General features: G+C 57.2%; 15 protein-coding genes. 14 read left to right on the top strand and 1 reads right to left on the bottom strand.

The annotated features are described in order from the left end of the window. Positions 1-22: 22 nt before the first annotated feature. The 14 genes from QOX26_RS03240 to rpoD all read left to right on the top strand — a co-directional run bounded on the left by QOX26_RS03240 (position 23) and on the right by rpoD (position 19,839). The gene (locus QOX26_RS03240) at positions 23-3,430 is read left to right on the top strand and encodes a PD-(D/E)XK nuclease family protein (RefSeq protein WP_283673453.1); all 3,408 of its coding nucleotides are present in this window, start codon (positions 23-25) and stop codon (positions 3,428-3,430) included. Continuing rightward, positions 3,393-6,950, top strand: a complete 3,558-nt coding sequence (addA, locus tag QOX26_RS03235) for a helicase-exonuclease AddAB subunit AddA (RefSeq protein WP_283673452.1) — start codon at positions 3,393-3,395, stop codon at positions 6,948-6,950. Before QOX26_RS03240 ends, addA begins: the two co-directional genes overlap by 38 nt. Positions 6,951-7,142: 192 nt before the next feature. Continuing rightward, a complete protein-coding gene (locus QOX26_RS03230; protein WP_283673451.1) occupies positions 7,143-8,648 on the top strand; it encodes an IMP dehydrogenase in 1,506 nt (501 codons plus the stop codon). Between the two features lie 122 nt (positions 8,649-8,770). Then, the gene (locus tag QOX26_RS03225; protein WP_283673450.1) at positions 8,771-9,976 is read left to right on the top strand and encodes a chloride channel protein; all 1,206 of its coding nucleotides are present in this window, start codon (positions 8,771-8,773) and stop codon (positions 9,974-9,976) included. 11 nt (positions 9,977-9,987) lie between these two features. Beyond that, a complete protein-coding gene (locus QOX26_RS03220) occupies positions 9,988-10,644 on the top strand; it encodes an HAD family hydrolase (protein WP_283673449.1) in 657 nt (218 codons plus the stop codon). A 56-nt stretch (positions 10,645-10,700) separates the two neighbouring features. After that, entirely contained in the window at positions 10,701-12,137 is a 1,437-nt protein-coding gene (locus QOX26_RS03215; protein WP_331488463.1) for an MATE family efflux transporter, read from the top strand. Between the two features lie 27 nt (positions 12,138-12,164). Then, positions 12,165-12,866: a lysophospholipid acyltransferase family protein gene (locus QOX26_RS03210; protein ID WP_283673448.1), complete on the top strand. Its 702-nt coding sequence runs from the start codon at positions 12,165-12,167 to the stop codon at positions 12,864-12,866. After that, positions 12,863-13,321 (top strand): S-ribosylhomocysteine lyase, encoded by a 459-nt coding sequence (locus QOX26_RS03205; RefSeq protein WP_283673447.1) that lies wholly within the window; start codon positions 12,863-12,865, stop codon positions 13,319-13,321. The genes QOX26_RS03210 and QOX26_RS03205 overlap by 4 nt, the downstream gene beginning before the upstream one ends. Before the next feature lie 78 nt (positions 13,322-13,399). Beyond that, positions 13,400-13,603, top strand: coding sequence for a 50S ribosomal protein L31 (gene rpmE / locus QOX26_RS03200; RefSeq protein ID WP_031475830.1), 204 nt, complete (start codon positions 13,400-13,402; stop codon positions 13,601-13,603). Positions 13,604-13,677: 74 nt separating this feature from the next. Then, complete coding sequence (gene hflX, locus QOX26_RS03195; protein WP_283673446.1) at positions 13,678-14,952, top strand: GTPase HflX; 1,275 nt, start codon at positions 13,678-13,680, stop codon at positions 14,950-14,952. A 3-nt stretch (positions 14,953-14,955) separates the two neighbouring features. Then, the gene (locus QOX26_RS03190) at positions 14,956-15,591 is read left to right on the top strand and encodes a YigZ family protein (RefSeq protein ID WP_283673445.1); all 636 of its coding nucleotides are present in this window, start codon (positions 14,956-14,958) and stop codon (positions 15,589-15,591) included. A gap of 224 nt (positions 15,592-15,815) precedes the next feature. Beyond that, positions 15,816-16,817 carry a deoxyguanosinetriphosphate triphosphohydrolase gene (locus tag QOX26_RS03185; RefSeq protein WP_283673444.1) on the top strand — a complete coding sequence of 334 codons (1,002 nt, stop codon included), beginning with the start codon at positions 15,816-15,818 and terminating at the stop codon, positions 16,815-16,817. Positions 16,818-16,852: 35 nt separating this feature from the next. Then, positions 16,853-18,619, top strand: coding sequence for a DNA primase (gene dnaG / locus QOX26_RS03180; RefSeq protein WP_283673443.1), 1,767 nt, complete (start codon positions 16,853-16,855; stop codon positions 18,617-18,619). Further along, entirely contained in the window at positions 18,616-19,839 is a 1,224-nt protein-coding gene (gene rpoD / locus QOX26_RS03175; protein ID WP_283673442.1) for an RNA polymerase sigma factor RpoD, read from the top strand. The genes dnaG and rpoD overlap by 4 nt, the downstream gene beginning before the upstream one ends. A 38-nt stretch (positions 19,840-19,877) precedes the next feature. On the opposite strand, the gene QOX26_RS03170 is transcribed toward rpoD, so the two are convergent. Further along, a complete protein-coding gene (locus QOX26_RS03170) occupies positions 19,878-21,752 on the bottom strand; it encodes an extracellular solute-binding protein (RefSeq protein ID WP_283673441.1) in 1,875 nt (624 codons plus the stop codon). Between the last annotated feature and the right edge of the window lie 88 nt (positions 21,753-21,840).

Here is a 21,840-nt window from a genome sequence, read left to right as displayed (position 1 = left end):
CAGAAAGGGGGCGGACGGCGCTATGCATATCCTGACCGGCCGCGGAAACAGCGGTAAAACCACGGCAATCCTGCGGGAAATTGCAGGCCTGAGTGAGACGGGGCAGGGGCGGCAGATTCTGCTTGTGCCTGAACTGAACTCTCACGTATATGAACGAAAGCTGGCGGCATGCACCGACAACCACGGCGCACGAACTGCCGAGGTGCTGACCTTCTCCCGGCTCTGTGACCGCGTTTTTGCCGAAGTAGGCGGTCTGGCGCAGCAGATGCTTACGCCGGCCGGACAGCTGCTTACAGCGCAGCAGGCCGCACGACGTGTGCAGAGCGGGCTGTCAGTGTGGAGCGGCCTTGCGGACAAGCCTGAGCTGCTGCGCGAGGCGCTGCGGCTGATTGACGAGTGCAAAACCTGTGCGCTACCGCCGGAGACGCTGTTTGAGGCGGCTGAGGAGAGCGAGGATCAGGCGCTTTCCGCAAAACTGCTCGACCTCGCGCAGCTGTATACGGCTTATGACCGATTGTGCGAACAGTCGCTGCCCGACCCGCGCGACCGGCTGACGCATTTGCGTGACCGCCTGTCGGAAAGCCGCGTGCTGGACGGTACAGCGGTTTATCTGGACGGTTTTCTGGGTTTTACGCCGCAGGAGCTATCGGTCATCGATGCTATGCTGTCCATGCGCGTTCCGCTGACAGCGGCGGTCACCTGTGATATGCGCTATCCTGAAATTTTCATCACCGGCTGCCGCACCGTCCGAACGCTGACACGCATGGCGAAACGCCACGGCATGACCGTGGAGCAGACCGACTGCGGCGGGAGCAAAGCGGCACAGCCAAGCGATTTGGCGGCGGTTGAGGCGGAAAGCCTGCTGCCGGTTCGCACCTCCCGCCCCGCCACGGGGGAGGGGGTTGTCATATACGCCGCCGGTTCGCCGTTTGACGAGTGCGAACACGCCGCGGCCTTGATCCGCCGCAAGGTGCGAGATGAAGGACTGCGCTACCGTGATTTTGTGATTACGGCGCGTGAAATTGATTCCTACACTGCGCCCCTTGCTATGGCGATGTCACGCTATGATATTCCGGTTTTCCTCGCCGAAAAGCCGGATTTGCTGTCGCGTCCGCCGTTGGCACTGGTGACAAGCGCACTGGATGCAGTGCAGGGCGGCTTTCGGTATGAGGATTTGTTTGCCTGCTTTAAAACAGGACTGACCCTGCTCACGCGCGACGAGGTAGACCGTCTGGAGAACTATGTGCTGACCTGGAACATTCGCGGCGGCGTGTGGGAGCGGGAGTGGGATATGCATCCGGACGGCTACGGCCTGCCGTTTGACGATACCTCCCGTGCGCAGCTTGACGAGCTGAATGCACTGCGGGCAAAAGCAATCGCGCCGTTCGCGGCTCTGCGCGAGCAGCTGAAGGGTGAAACGCCTGCGGGAGACTGTGTGCGTGCACTGTATGCCTTCCTGTGTGCGGTCGATGCACCGGGACAAATGGCCGACCGCGCCGTTCGACACGAAACGGCGGGCCGACTGCAGCTCGCAGAGGAATACCGTCAGCTGTGGGAAATTCTCGTTTCAGCGATGGAGCAGTTCGCGTGGGTCTGCGGCGATATGCCGCTGACCGCACAGCGGTTTGCACAGCTATTTCGCCTTGTGCTTGGTGAATATGATGTGGGCTCGATTCCGGTCTCGCTCGATCGCGTGACCTGCGGCAGCATTGACCGCGCGTGCGGCGAAAATGCAAAGTATGTGCTTCTGCTTGGCGTTAACGATGGCCTGATTCCGAAAGCGTCAGCGAATGCGTCTCTGCTTACTGATCTCGATCGGGACAAGCTGGATGCGCTGGGCGTAGAGCTGAAGGCCTCGGGCGCGGAGCGGCTGCTGATGGAGCAGGAGACACTGTATCGCGCACTGTCCTGCCCGACCGAGGGGCTGCTGCTCAGCTATCACACGACCGATGCGGCGGGCAAGGAGACGCGTCCATCCTATTTTATTCATACGGTGCGCTCGCTGCTTGAGGGGGTTCCTTTTGTTGAGTACCAGACTGCGCTTGCGGAGGATCGGCTGCAAGCCGAACGTCCTGCGGTTGAACTGGCCTGCGCTTATCTGTCGGGGGATCGTTCGCCTGCTGCTTGTGCAGCCTTTGCGTACTATCAGGAGGACGAGCGGGTGCGCCATGCGGCAAAACAGCGCATCAGCCGCGGGCCGCTTGTCAGTCCGCATACGATTGACGGGCTGTACGGAAAATCGCTCGCGCTGACCGCGTCGCGCGTTGACACCTTCTATTCCTGCCGGTTTGCCTTTTTCATGCAGTATGGACTCAAGGCGAAAAAGCGCCGCGCGGCGAAGTTCGACGCGCTGGAAACGGGTACATTCATCCATTATGTGTTGGAGCACGCACTCGCCGAGCTTGGCGCGCAGCAGGGAGGCGCGGGCGCTGCCGAGGCCGATACGATTAAGCGAGTGTGCCGTACGGTAGTGCAGCGTTATGTCAAGGAGGAACTCGGCGGGCTGGAAACCAAGACGGCGCGATTCCGTTACTTGTTCCGGCGGCTCGTTAAAACGGTGGAGCAGATTCTCGACAATGTTCTGGAAGAACTGCGCGCATCCGATTTTCTGCCGATTGATTACGAGGTCGATTTTTCCCGCGGCGGCGATTTGCCACCAGTCGCATGCGAGGAGGACGGCGTTTCGGTCAGTCTCTCAGGAAAGGTCGACCGCGTGGACGGGTATATTAAAAACGGTCGGCTGTACCTGCGCGTGATGGATTACAAGAGCGGCAAAAAATCGTTTGCGCTCTCTGATGTGTGGTACGGACTTAATATGCAGATGATTATCTACCTTTCCGCGCTGCAGCAGCAAGGGCTGGAGCGCTATCGGAGTAAGCTTGCCGAGGAGCTGAACGAGATTGTCCCGGTGGGCGTGCTGTACGTGCCGGTGCGCGATGAACTGCCCGACGCGTCCCGCGATATTGACGAGGAGCAGCTCCGCGCGATGCGTGACAAGGCGCTTCGGCGGTCGGGACTGCTGTCGGACGATATGGAGCTGCTCGATGCAATGGAGCGCGGCCTGTCGGGCGACGGACGGTATCTGCCTGTCTCCATCAAGGTCAAGAAGGGTGAAGAAGAGCCGAGTCTCTCTGCCAAATCGGCGGTGGCCGATCTGGAGAAGTTCGGTCGTCTGGCGCGGTACACGCGGAAAAAGCTGCTCGAAATGGGGCAGGAGCTGCGTGCTGGCAGCGTTGATGCGGTGCCCTGCAAAAAGGACAAAAATTCAAGCTACTGCGATTGGTGTGATTTCCGCGCGGCCTGTCGGTTTGATGAAACCGCGGGCGACCGTGCGCGGCTGCTGCGCCATCTTTCGGATGAGGAATTCTGGCAGCAGATAGGAGGGGAGCAGCATGCCGAAATGGACAGCGGACCAGCAAACCGCAATTGAAGACAGGGGCGGCACACTGCTCGTCTCTGCGGCGGCAGGCTCGGGCAAAACGGCGGTACTCGTCGAACGTGTGCTGCGCCGCCTGACCGACGACCGCGACCCGGTCGACGTGGACCGGCTGCTTCTCGTGACCTTTACGAACGCGGCGGCGGCTGAGATGCGCGAGCGCATCGGCGCGGCACTGGCTGCCGAGGTGGCCAAACGGCCGGACGACACCCGTCTGCGGCGGCAGCTGTTTCTGGTACACCGTGCGCAGATTACGACCGTGCACGCGATGTGCTTGCAGCTTGCACGGGAACAGGCGGCACAGCTTGGCATTGCGCCGGATTTCCGGCTGATGGACGAGCAGGAAGGGAAGATTCTGCGCGCTGAGGTGCTGGAAGAGGTGCTGGAAGCGTCGTATGAAGCGGAAAACAGCGAATTCTTCGCGCTGACCGACCTTTTGACCGCAGGGCGTGATGATAAACGCCTGGGTGAGGTGATTTTGAGCACCTATGATAAGATTCAGTCGCATCCCGATCCGCGCGCATTTTTGGAACGCGTGCGGTGCGGTCTGTACGCGGGGGACATGAACACCCCGCACGGACGCGTGCTGCTTGAGCAGGCGCATGCAGCGGCTGAGCACGGCGCGGCGTTTTTGCGCATGGCGGTGGCGGAGCTGGAGGATGTCGAAGAACTCGACAAATACCGCAGTGCCCTGCAAAACGATTTGAAACAGGCGGTGAGCATGCTCAGCGCGTTGGAGCACGGCGTGTGGGACGAGTGTGTCGAATCGGCACGCGGCATCGCGTTTGACACCCTGCGCTCCCCGCGCGGTTATGAGGACAAGGCGTTTTTGGAACACATCAAGGCGCTGCGCGAGGAGTGGAAAACGGTCGCAAAGACCATCCGTGACAAGTGGCTTACGGTTGACACAAACGGTGCGGTCTATGATCGCAGCCTAACCGCACCCGCACTTTCTGCGCTGATTGACGTGGTAAATGCGTTTGATGATGCGTTTTCCGCCGCTAAACGTGCACGCAATCAGGCGGATTTCAACGATTTGGAGCATTTTGCCGTGCGGCTGCTTTATAACGGGGCAGAGCGCTCCGAATTGGCGCGGACGCTGTCCGAGCGGTATGCCGAAATCATGGTAGACGAATATCAGGACACCAACGCCGTACAGGACGCGATTTTTCGTGCGCTCTCCAAAGCGGAAACCAACCTGTTCATGGTGGGCGACGTCAAGCAGAGTATCTATGGTTTCCGTTTGGCCGATCCCACGATTTTTCTGGACAAGTACCGCCAATTTGCCGATGCTGAGCATGCTCAGGAGCGCGAGCCGCGCCGCGTAATCCTCGGGCAGAATTTCCGTTCGCGCGGGAGCGTGCTGGACGCGTGCAACTACCTGTTCGAGTCCGTAATGGGCGAAACGGTAGGCGATTTGGTCTATACCGACCGCGAAGCGCTTCATCTGGGAGCGGCGTATCCGGATGCAGACGACCCGCGCTACAAGACGGAGGTGTTGCTCATCGACGCGTCGGCAACGGGTGAGGACGATGACGGCGCGGACAAGACCGAACTCGAAGCGCGGCTGGCTGCAAAGCGCATTCGTGCCCTGCTGGATGAGCGGTTTCCGGTGCTCGACAAGGCGTCCGGCGCATTGCGTCCGGTCACACCGGGCGACATCGTTATCCTGCTGCGCTCGCCGCGCGGAAAAGCGCGGATTTACACAGCGGCACTTGAGGCGGTCGGCCTGTCGGCCTCGGCGGAGGAGCGCGGGGGTCTGCTAAGTACGAGTGAGGTCGGCGTGATGGTTTCGCTGCTCGCCGTGATTGATAATCCGCGGCAGGATGTCGACCTGATCGGTGTGCTGCGTTCGCCGCTTTTCGGCTTTTCCGAGCAGGAGCTGGCCGACATTCGTTTGACCGACCGCAAAATTAGCTATTATGATGCGCTGCTGCAAGCGGCTGAAACCGACGAAAAGGCGGCGCTTTTTCTGCAGCGGCTGGATTTTCTGCGTGATTTCGCCTGCGATCAGCCGGTTTACCGCCTGCTGTGGGAGATTTATGATCAAACAGGTGCACTCGGTCTTTACGGCGCGCTGCCGAATGGGGCGCAGCGGCAGTCTAATCTGCTGACCTTTTTTGAACGCGCCCGCGCGTTTGAGGGGCAGGGGTATCGCGGACTGTTTGCCTTTGTGCGTCTGCTGCGCGGCATGGCCGAAACCGGTGAGGATTTTCAGACGGTCGGTGCAGAGTCGACCGGCGGCGCGGTGCGCATTCTATCCATCCACAAGTCCAAGGGACTGGAGTTTCCGGTCGTCATCGTGGCGGACTGCGCTAAGCAGTTTAATGAGGGCGACTTGCGCGAGCCGGTGCTGGTGCACAGCGAGTTGGGATTCGGCAGCAAATGCCGCGATATGGCACGCGGGGTGCAGTATGACACGGTTGAACGCACGGCGGTGGCGGCGTTGCAGCGGCGGGAGATGGTTTCGGAGGAACTGCGCGTGCTATACGTTGCGCTGACGCGTGCGCGGGAAAAGCTGATTATCACCTGCGCAAGCGGGACTCTTGCGAATGCATTGAAAAAGTGGGCGCAGCTGGCTGCGCTGCCCAAGCTGCCGCAGTACGCGATGGGTGCACTGCGTGCGCCGCTCGGCTGGATTATTGCGCCGCTGCTGCGACATCCGGCGGCGCGGGCATTGCGCGAGCAGTATGAATTGGATTTGACCGAAAACCCCGGTACGCCTGATGTGTTTTCGCTTCGCGTACTCACACCGGCAGAGCTGACGGTGGACGGTGCGGAAGAAGTGCTGCGTTTTGAAGAAACGGAGCGGGAGCTGCCGGAGGTCAAGCCGTATCTCACTTATCCGCATGACTACTTGACCGAACTGCCGAGCAAGCTGACCGCGACCGGTGTCGGGCGCGGCTACCGCGCGGACGAAGCCGCCGAGCAGACTCCGCCGCCGAGCCGCGAGCCGGTGCTGCGCGCGCCGCTGTTTGAACAGGGGGAGCACCGCCTGACCCGTGCGGAAATCGGCACAGCGCATCACCTGTTTTTGCAGTTCTGCGATTTTGAGCGTTCCTCTGCGCCGGACGGGGTGGAACAGGAGCTCGCGCGTCTGCGCGAGAAGCGGATTTTGTCCCCCGAACAGGCAGATGCGATCGTGCCGGCGCGGATTACAGCCTTTTTTGCATCATCTCTGTATCAGAAGCAGATGAAGGGGCAGCATGTGCGACGGGAGTTTAAGTTTTCCGTCCTCGCACCGGCAGGACAGTATTTTCCGATTGCAGCCGGTGCACCGGAGGAAAAGGTGCTGCTGCAGGGTGTGGTCGACTGCTTGATTGAGACGGATGAGGGATTCATCGTGCTCGACTTCAAGACCGACCGCGTGACGCCGTCCTCGCTTGCCGCACGCGCGGAGGAATACCGTCCGCAGCTCGAGGCATATGCTTATGCGGTGGAGCAGGTGTTCGGCAGGCCCGTTTCTAAAAGAGTGCTGTTCTTTTTGGAGACGAGCGCAGCATATGAGATTTAATGGAAACCCCGGTGCCTCAGCACTGGGGTTTCGTCATGTGTGCGGACGGGTTGCGCGGCGGCGTTTTGCATAAGGAAACTCTGCCAAAAAAGCACAAAAACCGTCACAAGCACGCTTTACTTTACATGGGAAAAAGGGTATAATAAAAAACAATATTAAATTTTATAGGAATTGAAAAGGAGCAGAAAGAATATGGCATTTTATTTCAAGGAGCCTTCTCGTACGTTTAGTGAGTATCTGCTTGTGCCCGGTTATTCGTCAGCGGACTGCGTTCCGGGAAACGTTAGCCTGCGCACGCCGATCGTGAAGTATAAGAAGGGTGAGGAATCTGCCCTGTATGCCAATATTCCGATGGTTTCAGCAATCATGCAGGCCGTTTCGGACGACCGCATGGCAATCGCTCTTGCACAGGAGGGCGGCATTTCCTTCATCTTCGGTTCGCAGACCATTGAAAGCGAAGCGGCGATGGTATCTCGTGTGAAGTCTTACAAGGCAGGTTTCATTGTATCCGACTCCAACCTGCGTCCGGAGCAGACGCTGTCCGACGTGCTTGAGCTTAAGGAAAAAACCGGCCACGCCACGATGGCGGTCACAGATGACGGCACGGCCAACGGCAAGCTGCTCGGCATCGTCACCAGCCGTGACTACCGTGTCTCCCGTATGGATCGTGATGCTAAGGTTTCTGAGTTTATGACGCCGTTTGAGAAGCTGATTACCGCGCCTGCGGACACCAGCCTCAAGCTCGCCAACGACATTATCTGGGACAACAAGCTGAACGCTTTGCCGCTTGTAGATGAGCAGCAGCATTTGGTTTACATGGTGTTCCGCAAGGACTATGACAGCCATAAGGCGAATTCGCTCGAGCTGCTCGACGCGCACAAGCGCTATGTCGTTGGTGCGGGCATCAACACGCGCGACTATGCAGAGCGCGTCCCTGCTCTGGTTGAGGCCGGTGCGGATGTGCTGTGTATCGACTCTTCCGAAGGCTTCTCGGAGTGGCAGGCACGTACGCTGGCGTGGGTACGCGCCAAGTACGGCGATGCGGTCAAGGTCGGCGCAGGCAACGTGGTTGACCGTGAGGGCTTCCGCTTCCTGGCTGAGGCCGGCGCGGACTTCATCAAGGTCGGCATCGGCGGCGGCTCGATCTGCATCACCCGTGAGCAGAAGGGTATTGGCCGCGGTCAGGCAACTGCACTGATTGAAGTTGCTGCAGCGCGTGATGAGTATTATATGGAAACCGGTGTCTACGTGCCGATTTGCTCGGACGGCGGCATTGTCCATGATTATCACTGCACGATGGCGCTTGCCATGGGTGCGGATTTCCTGATGTTGGGTCGCTATTTCTCCCGTTTTGACGAGTCTCCGACGAACAAGGTCAATGTGGGCGGCACCTTCATGAAGGAATACTGGGGCGAGGGTTCGGCCCGCGCGCGCAACTGGCAGCGCTATGACCTCGGCGGCGATAAAAAGCTGTCCTTTGAGGAAGGCGTGGACTCCTACGTGCCGTACGCCGGCTCGCTCAAGGACAATGTGACGCTGACGCTGAGCAAGGTGCGTTCTACGATGTGCAACTGCGGCTCGCTGTCGATTCCGGAACTGCAGAAGACAGCGAAGATTACGCTGGTATCTGCTACCTCGATTGTCGAGGGCGGCGCACACGACGTTGTGCCTAAGGAAACTTCGGTTACGTCCAAGTAAATGAGCATTGCCCCGTGGTTTCTGCTGCGGGGCACTTTTATCGCTTTGATGAAGAAATAAGGGGTGAAACTTTGGAGCGGCAAGCATATTGCGAGAAACAATTGAAAAATGTGGTTATTTTTTTGAGATGGTGTTTGTTTGCGGTGGTCATTGGTGTGGTGGTCGGCGCGGTCGGCGCGGCGTTTCACCATGCATTGGAGTGGGCGGGAACACAGCGCGAAGCGCACGGTTGGCTGCTGTATCTGCTGCCGTTTTCCGGTGTCGCTATTGCGTTCTGGTACGCTAAGGCAGATATGCCGCTTGAGCGGGGCACCAACTTCATCCTGACCTCGGTGCGCGAAAACCATCCGGTGCGGCTGCGGCTAGCGCCGGCAATTTTCGTCACCTCGGTGCTGACCCATCTGACTGGCGGCTCGGCCGGACGCGAGGGTGCGGCACTGCAGCTGGGCGGTGCCATTTCAGGCAATATCGGCCACTGGATGCGGCTCGACGACCGTGATTCGCGTACGATTACCATGTGCGGTATGGCGGCGGGCTTTGCGGCGCTGTTCGGCACGCCGCTCGCAGCGACGGTGTTTTCGATGGAAGTTATCAGTGTCGGCGTGATGTACTATGCGGCGCTGTTTCCATGTATTTTGGCTTCGGTCATCGCGCATCGCGTGGCGCTGGCACTCGGCGGCGGCACGACGGCTTTTCCAATCAGCGGTGTGCCGGATGAGGTAACCGCGCTGTTATTGGTAAAACTCGTGATTTTCGGCGTGGTATGCGCCGTGCTATCCGCTGTCGTGTGCATGGTGTTTCATAATATCGGCAGGCTGTACCAAAAATACATAACCAATCAATACTTGCGCATCGCGGCGGGCGGCTTGACGGTCGTGCTGGTTACGCTGCTGCTTGGTACGCGGGATTATAACGGCGCGGGCATAGCAGTAATCGAGCGTGCGATGATGGGGCAGGCGCAGTATACGGCGTTTTTCATCAAACTGTTGTTGACTGCGATTACGATTGGCGTCGGATATAAGGGCGGCGAGATTGTTCCGGTGCTGTTCATCGGCGCGACGTTCGGCGCGGCTTACGGCGGATTTTTCGGACTGAACCCCTCGTTTGCCGCAGGCCTCGGCATGACAGCGGTGTTCTGCGGCGTGACCAATTCGCCGCTGACCTCGCTGCTGCTTGCGTTTGAACTGTTCGGCGGACAGGGACTGCCTATGTTTGCAATCGTCATTGCGGTCGCCTATATGCTTTCGGGTTATTACGGCCTGTACCGCGAGCAAAAGATTCTCTACTCCAAGATGCGGCCGCAGTTTATCGACCGCAAAACGAAATAAGGAAGGTTTTCATGCACAATTTCAAAGGCGCAATTTTTGATATGGACGGCACGCTGCTGGATTCGATGCCGGTTTGGGATCAGCTGAGTCAGCGGTTTCTGGGGCAGTATGGCGTGACCGTCACCGATGCAGACTATGAGGCGATTGAAGGCACGACGCAGCTGCAGGGCGCGCAGTATTTTATCGACACCTATCCGTTCCTGCCGTTCGACGCACAGGGACTGGTAAATGGGCTGGATGAACTCATCACAGCACGCTACGAAGCATTGGCACAGCCGAAAGACGGTGTGCTCCGTTTCCTAGACCGCCTGCGGGAAAATAAGGTTAAAATGGCAATTGCCACGCTGACCGCCCGCCATCATGCCGAGAAAGCGCTGCGTGACCGCGGTATGCTCGACTATTTTGACTTCATGCTGACGATTGAGGATATCGGCGTGAGCAAGCGCCGCCCGGATATTTATCTGCGCACCGCCGAAAAACTGGGTCTTGCGGCGGACGAGTGCATTGTCTTTGAGGATGCGCCCTATGCGGGCGAAACGGCGAAGCGTGCAGGCTTTCGTGTCTGTGGCATGGCGGAGCCGGCCTACGCGGCAGGCGAGGCGCAGCTGCGTGCGGCGAGCGACTTCTTTGTTGAGCGCTCCTTTGAGGAACTCGACGGAAAAATATAAAAACTCTGCGAAACACTTGAAAAACAAACTGTATTCCGTTAAAATAGACAAGCTATATGATGATAACGGCTGCGGCGGAGTATTCCGGCGCGGTTTCGTTTTTCATCACCGATAAGGGGGTATTACCGTTGGAACAGTCCAACAAAATGGGCACCCACAGCATGGGGCCTCTGATTTTCTCGATGGCGCTGCCGGCTATGATTTCCATGCTGATCAACGCGCTGTACAACATTGTGGACAGTATTTTCGTCGCGCGCTTCTCGACCGATGCGCTGACGGCGGTTTCGCTGGTATTCCCGCTGCAGACGCTGGTCATTGCAATCGGCGTGGGAACGGGCGTTGGCGTAAATTCGCTGATTGCGCGGCGGCTTGGTGAAAAACGCCAACAGGAGGCGGATGATGCGGCGGAGCACGGCATTGTGCTGTCCATCATCAGCGGCTTTGCGTTTGTGCTGATCGGCCTGTTTTTGAGCCGCCCGTTCCTGTCGCTGTTCACGGATAACGCATCCGTGCTCGAGCAGGCGGTCGACTATTCGCGTATCGCGGTTGGCGGCAGTATTTTCGTCATCATTTCTATCATGTTTGAAAAAATTCAGCAGTCAACAGGTGACATGATTATCCCGATGTGTCAGGGACTGTTCGGCGCGATTTGCAACATCATCCTCGATCCGCTACTTATTTTCGGCATCGGTCCGTTCCCGCAGATGGGTATCCGCGGCGCGGCAATCGCCACGGTGATCGGGCAGATATTGGGTTGTGTGATTGGCCTGTGGGGCGCATTCCGGCATCAAAAAACGGTTAAAATCAATATGCGCGCATTTCGGTGGCAGGGACACACGGCACTCGATATTTACCGTGTCGGCCTGCCCGGCATCATCATGCAGAGCGTTGTATCGGTCATGACGGCGGGGATGAACGTCATTTTGATTCAGTTTTCCGAAATCGCGGTTTCTGTGCTCGGTATCTACTTCAAGCTGCAAACCTTTGTGTTTATGCCGGTATTCGGCCTCAACCAAGGTGCGCTGCCCGTCATGGGCTACAACTACGGCGCGCGCAACAAAAAGCGCTTGATGAGTGCCTACAAAATCACGCTTGCCGGAGCGGTTGCCATCATGGTCGCCGGACTTGTGGTATTTCAAATTTTTCCCGAGCAGATGATTCGCCTGTTCAATAACGATCCCGAAATGTTGGCGGTGGGCGTGCCCGCCCTTCGCATTATCAGCATTTCCTTCCTCGGCGCGGCCTTCGGCATCATCAACTCGACCATTTTTCAGGCCATCGGCCGCGGTATGGCCAGCTTGATTGTGTCGGTCTGCCGTCAGCTGCTGCTCATTCTGCCTGCGGCGTGGCTGCTTGGCCGGATATATGGTTTGCAGGCGGTTTGGTATTCGTTCCCGATTGCCGAGGTTGCGGCGTTTGTCATTTCCTATGCGCTGCTGCTGCGCATTTACAAAACAGAACTCCGGTTTATGAAACCGACGGCGGAGGAATAAGATTTGCTTCGGACACTCATTTGGTTCATGTATTTTTGGCTGTATCTGCTCATCTGCGCACCACTTAGCGCCTATGCCAACCATTTGGAGCACCGGGGCGAAATGGAGCGCTGCGACCGATTGGTTGAACGCGTTGTTCAAAACTGGGCGCGCCGCCTGCTTTGGCTGGCCGGTGCGAAGGTCGAGGTGAGCGGGCGGCAAAACCTGCCTGACCGTGCAGCGGTTTATGTCGGCGATCATCAGGGCAACTTCGACGTACCGGTCATGCTGGCCTGCGTAGGTGCGCCGCGCGGCTTGATTGCAAAAGCGGAACTGGGCAGGCTGCCGTTGGTGCGCGTCTGGATGCGCCACCTGCACTGCCTGTTCGTTGATCGGCGCAATCCCCGTGCGGGCGCGGAAACCCTGCGGCAGGGCGCGGAGCTGTTGAAAAGCGGACATGGCCTGACCATCTTTCCGGAAGGCACTCGTTCCCGCGGCGGTGCGGTCGGTCAATTTCAGGGCGGCGCGTTCCGCATCGCTTCGATGGCGGGCACTCCCATCGTACCGGTCACGATTGAGGGAACACATCGGCTGATGGAGTCGAACAAGGGCATGCGCATCCGTCCGGCCGAGGTGCGTGTGACCATTCACCCGCCGGTGGAAACCGACGGTCTGTCCCGCGAAGAGCTGCGCGCACTGCCGGAGCGCGTGCGTCAAATCATCATTGGAGCAATGGAGGAAACGGCATGAAACGAATTGCCAGCTTTGAAGTCAACCACGACGTGCTGAAACCCGGCATGTACACATCCCGCGTGGACGGGGATATTACAACCTACGACATTCGAATGGTTTATCCGAATACGGGTACCTACATTGAGCCTGCGGCAGGGCACACATTCGAGCACCTGTTTGCAACCTATGCACGCAATTCACGCTTTCAGGACAGCATCATCTACTGCGGTCCGATGGGCTGCCAGACGGGCTTCTATTTCCTTGTGCGTGACCTCGCACCTGCGGATGCAATCGAACTGGTGCGCGAGACGATGAACTTCGTTGCAGCGTATGAGGGTGAAATTCCGGGCGCAGGCCGCATCGAATGCGGCAACTATCTGCTGCACGACCTTGCAGGAGCAAAGGCACTCGCGGCTTCTATGATTCCGATTTTAAAGGATTGGAAAGAAGAAAATCTTGTTTATCTAAAATAATGCTTGCAATTTACGACCTGCTATGCTATCATAAATTTACGACTGTTAGAATATTTTCGTGAAAAGAGGTGAAACAACATGAAACAGGGCATCCATCCCGAGTACAAGCAGACGACTATCCGCTGTGCCTGCGGCAATGTCATTGAGACCGGCTCCACCAAGGAGAATATCGTCGTTGACGTTTGCTCCAAGTGCCACCCCTTCTTCACGGGTAAGCAGAAGCTGGTAGACACCGGCGGACGTGTTGATCGCTTCAAGAAGCGTTTCAATCTGGATAAGTAAGCATCTTCAGAAAACCATCGAAACGTTTGCTTTCGATGGTTTTTTCCTTTATATAACAGGAAGGAGATTATGTGATGAACGAAGCAAATCTTTCCGAACAGAAGACCGAAAAGGCGGTGCTGGTCGGCCTGTCCTGCCCGGGCTTCACCGCCGATCAGGATACAAATGAGCAGACCATGGCCGAGCTCGCGGCTCTGCTTGAAACCGCAGGCGGCGAAGCGGTTGCGATGACGCTGCAGCGCCGTCCCGCGCCGGAGGCACGCACCTTTATCGGCGAGGGAAAGGCCGAGGAAGTAAAGCAGCTTGCTGAGGCGAACGATGCAGCCCTTGTTGTTTTTGACAACGAGCTGTCACCCTCGCAAATCAGCAATCTGGAAGAGCTGACCGGCAGAACCGTGCTCGATCGTTCGGCGCTCATTCTTGATATCTTTGCACAACGTGCCCGCACGGGCGAGGGCAAGCTGCAGGTTGAGCTGGCGCAGTACCAGTATATCCTGCCGCGGCTGTCCGGCATGGGCAGGTCGATGAGCCGTCTGGGCGGCGGCATCGGCACGCGCGGCCCGGGCGAATCCAAGCTGGAAAGCGACCGCCGCCATATCCGCCGCCGCATTGATAAGCTCAAGGAGGATCTGGAACAGGTGCGTCAGGTGCGCGCCGTGCAGCGCCGTCAGCGTAAGAAAACCGAGCTGCCGATGGTTGCCATTGTCGGCTATACCAATGCGGGCAAGTCTACGCTGCTCAACGCGCTGACCGATGCAGGCATCGAAGCGAACGACCGGCTGTTTGACACGCTTGACCCGACAACGCGCAAAAAGCGCATTTCGGATACACAGGAGATTCTTCTCTCCGACACGGTTGGATTTATCCGCAAGCTCCCGCATCATCTGGTTTCGGCCTTCAAAGCAACGCTTGAGGAGCTGGTCTATGCCGACCTGCTGCTGCATGTGGTTGATGTGTCTGACCTGAACTGGCAGACGCAGGCGGAAACGGTTGACAAGGTAATCGCACAGTTGGGCGCACAGGATATTCCGCGCGTTATGGTTTACAACAAAGCCGATAAGTGTCATCCCGATGTCATTCCCTTCTTCCGTCCCGATGAGGGCGTGAAGATTTCAGCCAAGATGGGCGTCGGTCTGGACAGCCTGCTCGAAGCGATTGAAAAAGCGCTCGGTAAGGGCAAGCACAAGGTGAAACTGCTGATTCCGTACAGCGAGGGCGCGGTGCTCGATATGCTGCATCGGGAAGCACAGGTGGAATCGATCGATTACGCCGAAAACGGGACAATTCTTGAGGCTGTGGTTGATGATAAGACCTATGGCCGTATCATGGCGTACCAAATCGAGGACTGACTGATGGAGAAGGATTATTTCGTGCCGTTTGACGCCTATGGCGAGGATCGGTTCGAGGAAAAGCGCTCCAAATTTACCAGCCGTCTTTGGCGGGTCGAAACTCCAGATGAGGCGGTCGCCAAAATCAAGGAAATGCGCGAAACACACTGGGATGCCGCGCACAACTGTTGGGCGTATATCCTGCGCGAGGGCAATATCATGCGCTACTCGGACGACGGCGAGCCGCAGGGCACAGCCGGTATGCCGATTCTGGACGTGCTGCGGCATGAAAATCTGGTCAACGTCTGCTGTGTGGTGACACGGTATTTCGGCGGTATCCTGCTTGGTACGGGCGGTCTGGTGCGCGCGTATACGCAGGGTGCCCAGATTGCCGTTCAGGCTGCGGGCGTAATGCAGATGAGCATGTTCAGCGTTGTGCTGATTGCATGCCCATATAACCTGTACGAAATCGTTCAGCACTTACTGCCCGATTTTGACTGCGCGGTCGAGGAGACCGACTACGGAGCGGATGTGACGCTGACCTGTTCTCTGCCCGCGGGCGGGGAAGAAGCGCTCAACCGCGCACTGGCGGATACGACCGCAGGACAGGTCTATGCAGAGGTCGTGGAGACCAAGTTCATGGGTCGGCGCATCAAATAGAAACACGGGCAGCATTTGCTGTCCGTGAAACTTTCTTTGAATGGTGATTATATCTAAAAAATATTGCATATATATAGCTATCTTGACGGGATTCACAATGCTGAGCGGGGAATGCCGAAAGATAAAAAAATACACTGAAATTTTGTGAAAAAAAGAGGTTTTTTCGGATCGGCGCGGTACTTACTTAATACAAGGCTTTTCGCGAACAGGAGGAAACCGGCTTCATGACAGTCAGAGAACAGCAGCAGCAGCGCGAGGCGCAGACACTCGCCGATTGGGCCACGCCTTCGGTCAAAACGCAGGGACGGCAAAAGCCGATGGACGAATGTCCATACCGCACCTGCTATCAGCGTGATCGCGATCGCATCATCCATTCCAAGGCGTTCCGTCGCCTGTCCAACAAGACACAGGTGTTCATTTCACCGGAGGGCGACCACTATCGCGCCCGCCTGACACATACGCTCGAGGTCGCGCAGATTGCGCGTACAGTCGCGCGTGCGCTATCGCTCAATGAGGATTTGACCGAAGCCATTGCACTTGGGCACGATTTGGGACATACGCCGTTCGGACACGCGGGTGAGCGGGCGCTGGACGAGGTCTGTCCGCTTGGCTTTCGCCACAACGAGCAGAGCTTGCGCATGGTGGACAAGCTGGAGGAGCTGAACCTGACCCACGAGGTGCGGGACGGCATCATTTGCCACACGGGCAGCCGCAAGGCGTGCACCCCGGAGGGACGCATTATCCACTACGCCGACCGCATTGCGTACATTAACCACGATATCGACGACGCCGTGCGCGGTGGACTCATCCGTGCGGAGGATATCCCCAAAGCCCTGCGGGACAGACTGGGGGATTCGCACGGCAAGCGCATTGATACGATGGTCACGGCGATGATTGAATACGGCATGGAGCATCGTGAAATCGGCATGGACGAGCGAGTACATGACGCGATGATGGAGCTGCGCCGGTTTATGTTTGACTATGTTTATCGCGGCACGGAGGCGCAAAGCGAAGAGACGCGCGCAAGAAATATGCTGCGCAGTCTGTATGAATATTTTGTTGAACATCCGGATGAATTGCCGGCGGACTACTTTGTACTGATGACGCAGGGCGATCCGCTGGAGCGAGTGGTGTGCGATTACATTGCCTGCATGACCGATCGGTATTCTATTACCGCGTATAAACGGCTTTTTATCCCCAAAAGCTGGAACAAGATTGAAGATTGACGAATTGGGCATAATGCGGAGAGGAGGATGCGCGTATGGCCTTTGACCGCATCTTTCTGGACGAATTGTCGGCACGAAACGACATTGTTGATGTCGTGTCACAGTACGTTCCCCTCAAAAAGAGCGGCGCAAATTACTTTGGACTTTGCCCCTTCCATAATGAAAAAAGTCCGTCGTTTTCCGTTTCGGCCGACAAGCAGATTTTTCACTGCTTCGGCTGCGGCGCGGGCGGCGGCGTTATCACCTTTGTCATGAAGGCCGAGGGCCTGGAATTTCCGGATGCGGTACGCTTCCTGGCTGCCCGCTGCGGCATCGAGGTGCCCGAACAGGGCGAGGATGAGCGAAAGGCGGCGCGGCACCGGGAACGGCTGTACGCCCTTTGCAAGGACGCGGGACGGTTCTTTTATGACACACTCTGGCTGCCGGAGAATCGGTCGGTGCAGCAGTATTTTTTAAACCGCGGTCTGCATCGGCGGATTATGAACAAATTCGGTCTGGGCTATGCACCTGACTCATTTCATGCGCTGATGGATGCGATGGCCGCAAAGGGTTACACTCGTGAGGAACTGCTCGACGCGGGACTGGTGAGCCGCAACGAAAAGGGCAGGGTATATGACCGGTTTCGAAACCGCGTCATGTTTCCCATCATCGATGTGCGCGGCAACGTAATCGCCTTCGGCGGTCGAGTCATGGATGATTCCAAACCCAAATACCTCAACTCGCCCGAAACGCCCATTTTCCACAAAAGCCGAAATCTGTTTGCGCTTAATTTTTCCAAGACGACGCGCAGCGACTATTTCATTTTGGCGGAAGGCTATATGGACGTAATCGCGCTGCATCAGGCAGGATTTGACTCGGCGGTGGCTTCGCTCGGCACTTCGCTGACCGAGGATCAGGCGCGCATGATTGCGCGGCACACCGGACAAATCGTCATTTCCTATGATGCGGACGGCGCGGGGCAGGCAGCGGCACAGCGTGCAATTGATATTCTAAAAAAATGCGATTTGCAGGTCAAGGTGCTTAAAATTCCGGGTGCCAAGGATCCGGATGAATTCTTGCGCGAAAAGGGCGCGGATGCGTTCCGCAATCTGATTGAGCGCAGTGAAAACCACAACGCATACCGCATCGAACAAATCGCCGCCAAATATGATTTGGAGGATGATGAGGCGCGGGTGCAGTTTCTCAAGGATGCAGCACGCATGCTCGCCACCATTGATTCTTCGGTGGAGCGCGAGGTATACGCCGGACGTGCGGCCAAAATGGCGGGCGTAACGCCCGAAGCCATGGCGGTTGAGGTCAAGCGGGAACTGACCATTCGCCTGAAAAAGCGAAAGGCGGCGGAAAGAAAAGAGATACGCTCGCCGGTCAATATGGCGCAGCCAAAGGACAAAACCCTTGCCTATACGGATATAAAATCGGCAAAGGCGGAGGAAGGTGTGCTGCGACTGATTTTCAGCGACCAGAAATTACTTGCTGGATTACAAAAAGAACTGCCGGCAGAGTGGTTCTCAGCGCCCATTTTGCGTAAGATATATGAGCACGCGCACGCGCTGGACGAACACGGCCAAATCGTCGGTATCGCCCAGTTTGAGGGCGAATTAACTGAAAGTGAAATGGCACACCTGACCAACGTGTTGTCAGCCTCTACGCCCGCCGCCGAGCAGCGGCAGGCACTGACTGACTACATAAACACGATTCGATTACAACGCGTCAAGGACGGTACGCTCGCCGAAGCCGGAGAAGATCCGCTGCTAACCTTTGGACGCATCAAAAAACAAAACGCGGGAGGACAAATGATATGACGACCAACAACAACACGCCGGAAACCGTCGACCAGCAGCAGGTACTCAAGGACCTGCTTGCGCTCGGCAAAAAGAACGGCAAGCTGTCCCTGAAGGAAATTGCGGATGCGCTTGCCGCACTTGATCTGGAAACCGAAGATATCGATAAACTGTACGAAACCATGGAAACCATGGGCATCGAAATCGAAGGCGAGGGCGTGCTGGAGAAGGCGCTCGGCAACGACGAGGAAGAGGCTTTTGAGCCGGAAGAGGTTGAAGAGGTTTCGGAAGCCGAGCTGATTGACACATCGGCCATGGCGGAGACCTTTGCCATCGACGATCCTGTCCGCATGTACCTCAAGGAGATTGGTAAGGTAGATCTGCTGTCTCCCGAAGAAGAAGTCAGCCTGGCAGAGATGATGCAGAAGGGCGCGGAAGCCATTGAACGCATCGAAAAAGAGGGTGACGAGATTCCGGCAGACGAGCGCAAGGCGCTTGATAAGGCGGTTGCCGCAGGCGAGCGTGCAAAAAAACGTCTGGCAGAAGCCAACCTCCGTCTGGTCGTATCAATTGCGAAGCGCTATGTCGGCCGCGGCATGCTGTTCCTTGACCTGATTCAGGAAGGCAATCTGGGTCTGATTAAGGCGGTTGAGAAGTTTGACTCGAGCAAGGGCTTTAAGTTTTCTACCTATGCAACGTGGTGGATTCGTCAGGCCATTACCCGTGCAATTGCCGATCAGGCGCGTACCATCCGTATTCCGGTACACATGGTAGAAACGATTAACAAGGTCATCCGTGTTTCCCGTCAGCTGCTGCAGGAGCTGGGTCACGACCCGAGTCCGGAGGAAATTGCCAAGGAAATGAATATGCCAGTTGACCGTGTTCGTGATATCTTGAAGATTGCACAGGAACCCGTTTCGCTGGAAACGCCAATCGGTGAGGAAGAGGATTCCCACCTCGGCGACTTCATTCCGGACGACGATGCGCCCGAACCGGCGGAAGCCGCATCCTTCATGCTGCTCAAGGAGCAGCTGGTTGAGGTGCTTAAGACGCTGACTCCGCGTGAGGAAAAGGTGCTGCGCCTGCGTTTCGGCATTGAGGACGGTCACACCCGCACGCTTGAGGAAGTTGGCAAGGAATTCAACGTCACCCGCGAGCGTATCCGTCAGATTGAGGCCAAGGCACTGCGTAAGCTGCGTCATCCGTCCCGTTCGAAGAAGCTCAAGGATTTCTTAAATTAAGAGAAAAACGCCGTCCGGTTAAACCGGACGGCGTTTATTTATTTGGTTTTAGTGGTCTCGGCCGGCTCGTCGATTAGGCTCCAGTTCAGTGTGAATCGACCGTCATGAAAGGGGGAAATCGGGCTGTCGGACGAGAGGGCGGCCGTCATAATCTCCGTAAACGACAAATCAGAGCACTGCCACGTTTCGGCAGCGCGTGCGGAATTGATGGTATCGTCCCACGCCGCAACTGTGTAAATCTCCTCCGGCTTCAGCGGCGTTCCGTCTGCGAGTGTGGCACTGACGATGCGCTTGCCGTCACCCGCCCACGGTGCGAATTCGATTTTAAGGCCGGAGGCAACCACATAGGCGTTGGGATAATCGGCAGAAGGCGCATAAATCTCATTCAGGCAGCGGAGCAGATTGTCGCCTGTCATCTTCATGGCGGTCAGGCAGCCTTCATAGCCGCGGGCGAGAAAGTCCAGTGCCGCATCGTCGCCGCCCGCTGTGATATTACCCTGATAAAAACGAATGCTGCAGCCGCTGCTCGGCGTATTGGCACGGGTCAGTCCGATTTGTGTGCCTGCAGTGCGGCGAAAAACATCGGCTGTGTAGAGCGCGGTCTCCAGCACCGTAAAGTCTGTTGCAGCCGTGCCGACGGATTCGCCGGTGTCTGCATGAGGCAGCTCGAGCCGGTCGTGCGCCGCCGCGGCCGCTGCCGCAACCTGCTGCGAGGTCATCTGACCGGCGGCAAATGAGCGGATTGCATCCGAAAGGGCGAGGTCGGCGGCCGTCTTTTGGCGGCTGCTGGCATAACGCAGAGAGGTGACGCGGCTGTCGGAAATAGTATCTGCACAGTCGGCGAGCAAATCGCCGTCAATCGGGGCGGCATCCCGCACCAGACTGAGCATCGGTGTGCCCTTGGCGGTCAGTTGAGTCTGTACATCGGGCGTGCTGAGAAGCTCCAGAATTTCGTGCACCGCTTTCAGCTTGTCCTCGCTGCTCGGCTCAGCAAGCGCCTTGCTGGCTCCGACAAAATAGCTTGGCTCGGCAAGCAGGTAGTCAGAATTTGAATTGTTTCCGCAGGGGAAGGGCATCATACCCAACTCGTGCTGCTTGCCGTCGCCGTAGGTGCCGGCATTGCGCGGCGCGGAGAGCGTGTCAATCATCATCGCGCAGCCGTGATCGCGGTAAAACGAAAGAGAACTGTCAATGGCCTCCGCCTCAAAATCACTTGGCTCAATGACTTTTGCATCAAGCAGTGTCTGGATTCCTGCAAGCGCCGGTGCGGTGTTGTCCGGTGCGCCGGATAACAGTGCGCAGAGAGTGTCCAAGTCTGCGGAGGAGACCTGAAGCGCACGCAGGTTAGTTTCCTGTTCAATCTGCTGACACAGATCGATAAATCCGTCAAGATTGGTAGGAATTTTCCAATTGTGTTGCTCAAACAGCGTTCTATCGTACACGATACCAGTTAAAGACGCAGGACCGGGCAGATAATAGATATGTCCGTCAATTTGGCAGCTGTCCAGTGCAGGCAGATGATAATAATCAAGGTATGCCTGCGCTGATAAGTCAATCAGCTGCTCGTCGGCGCGGCTGTTGAACTGCTCGGGCGCGGTGGTAAAGTAAAGGTCCGCCAAATCATCGTGCGCAATATCCAAGGCGGAAGAGGTATCGTTTCGGAACACAAGGTCGATATTCGGAAACTTGGTTTCGACAATCTGTTCGATTTGCGTGTGATTGACCCCGTCCTCGCCGCGTGCGGTGAGAAGCAGCTTGCCGGAGGGAACGGGCTGCAGCGTGAGCACTTCGTTCGGCGCGGTACCGGAACGGGCGGCAGCGTCCGCCGGTGGGTCTGCGGGCGTGCAGCCACTCAGCAGAGTGGTCAGCGCCATGGTGAGCGCGAGTGCCGCTGAGGCTTTGGTGGCATTCATGCAGATTTCTCCTATCCTGTCTTTCTGGTTCTGGCGGACCACAAGCGTGGAGCGCAATAATCATGTTCAGTGTAGCGTTTTCTACATG

Source organism: Butyricicoccus sp. Marseille-Q5471, from assembly GCF_951230135.1.
Classification (GTDB): Bacteria; Bacillota; Clostridia; order Oscillospirales; family Butyricicoccaceae; genus Agathobaculum.
The sequence above is the reverse complement of the archived record's forward strand: the minus strand, read 5'-3'. Positions and strand labels throughout refer to the sequence as shown.

Excerpts from the sequence above, each read along its gene's own strand:
- QOX26_RS03240 (WP_283673453.1), top strand. The coding sequence starts at position 23 with ATGCATATCCTGACCGGCCGCGGAAACAGCGGTAAAACCACGGCAATC.
- addA (WP_283673452.1), top strand. The coding sequence starts at position 3,393 with ATGCCGAAATGGACAGCGGACCAGCAAACCGCAATTGAAGACAGGGGC.
- QOX26_RS03230 (WP_283673451.1), top strand. The coding sequence starts at position 7,143 with ATGGCATTTTATTTCAAGGAGCCTTCTCGTACGTTTAGTGAGTATCTG.
- QOX26_RS03220 (WP_283673449.1), top strand. The coding sequence starts at position 9,988 with ATGCACAATTTCAAAGGCGCAATTTTTGATATGGACGGCACGCTGCTG.
- QOX26_RS03215 (WP_331488463.1), top strand. The coding sequence starts at position 10,701 with ATGATGATAACGGCTGCGGCGGAGTATTCCGGCGCGGTTTCGTTTTTC.
- QOX26_RS03210 (WP_283673448.1), top strand. The coding sequence starts at position 12,165 with ATGTATTTTTGGCTGTATCTGCTCATCTGCGCACCACTTAGCGCCTAT.
- QOX26_RS03205 (WP_283673447.1), top strand. The coding sequence starts at position 12,863 with ATGAAACGAATTGCCAGCTTTGAAGTCAACCACGACGTGCTGAAACCC.
- rpmE (WP_031475830.1), top strand. The coding sequence starts at position 13,400 with ATGAAACAGGGCATCCATCCCGAGTACAAGCAGACGACTATCCGCTGT.
- hflX (WP_283673446.1), top strand. The coding sequence starts at position 13,678 with ATGAACGAAGCAAATCTTTCCGAACAGAAGACCGAAAAGGCGGTGCTG.
- QOX26_RS03190 (WP_283673445.1), top strand. The coding sequence starts at position 14,956 with ATGGAGAAGGATTATTTCGTGCCGTTTGACGCCTATGGCGAGGATCGG.
- QOX26_RS03185 (WP_283673444.1), top strand. The coding sequence starts at position 15,816 with ATGACAGTCAGAGAACAGCAGCAGCAGCGCGAGGCGCAGACACTCGCC.
- dnaG (WP_283673443.1), top strand. The coding sequence starts at position 16,853 with ATGGCCTTTGACCGCATCTTTCTGGACGAATTGTCGGCACGAAACGAC.
- rpoD (WP_283673442.1), top strand. The coding sequence starts at position 18,616 with ATGACGACCAACAACAACACGCCGGAAACCGTCGACCAGCAGCAGGTA.
- QOX26_RS03170 (WP_283673441.1), bottom strand. The coding sequence starts at position 21,752 with ATGAATGCCACCAAAGCCTCAGCGGCACTCGCGCTCACCATGGCGCTG.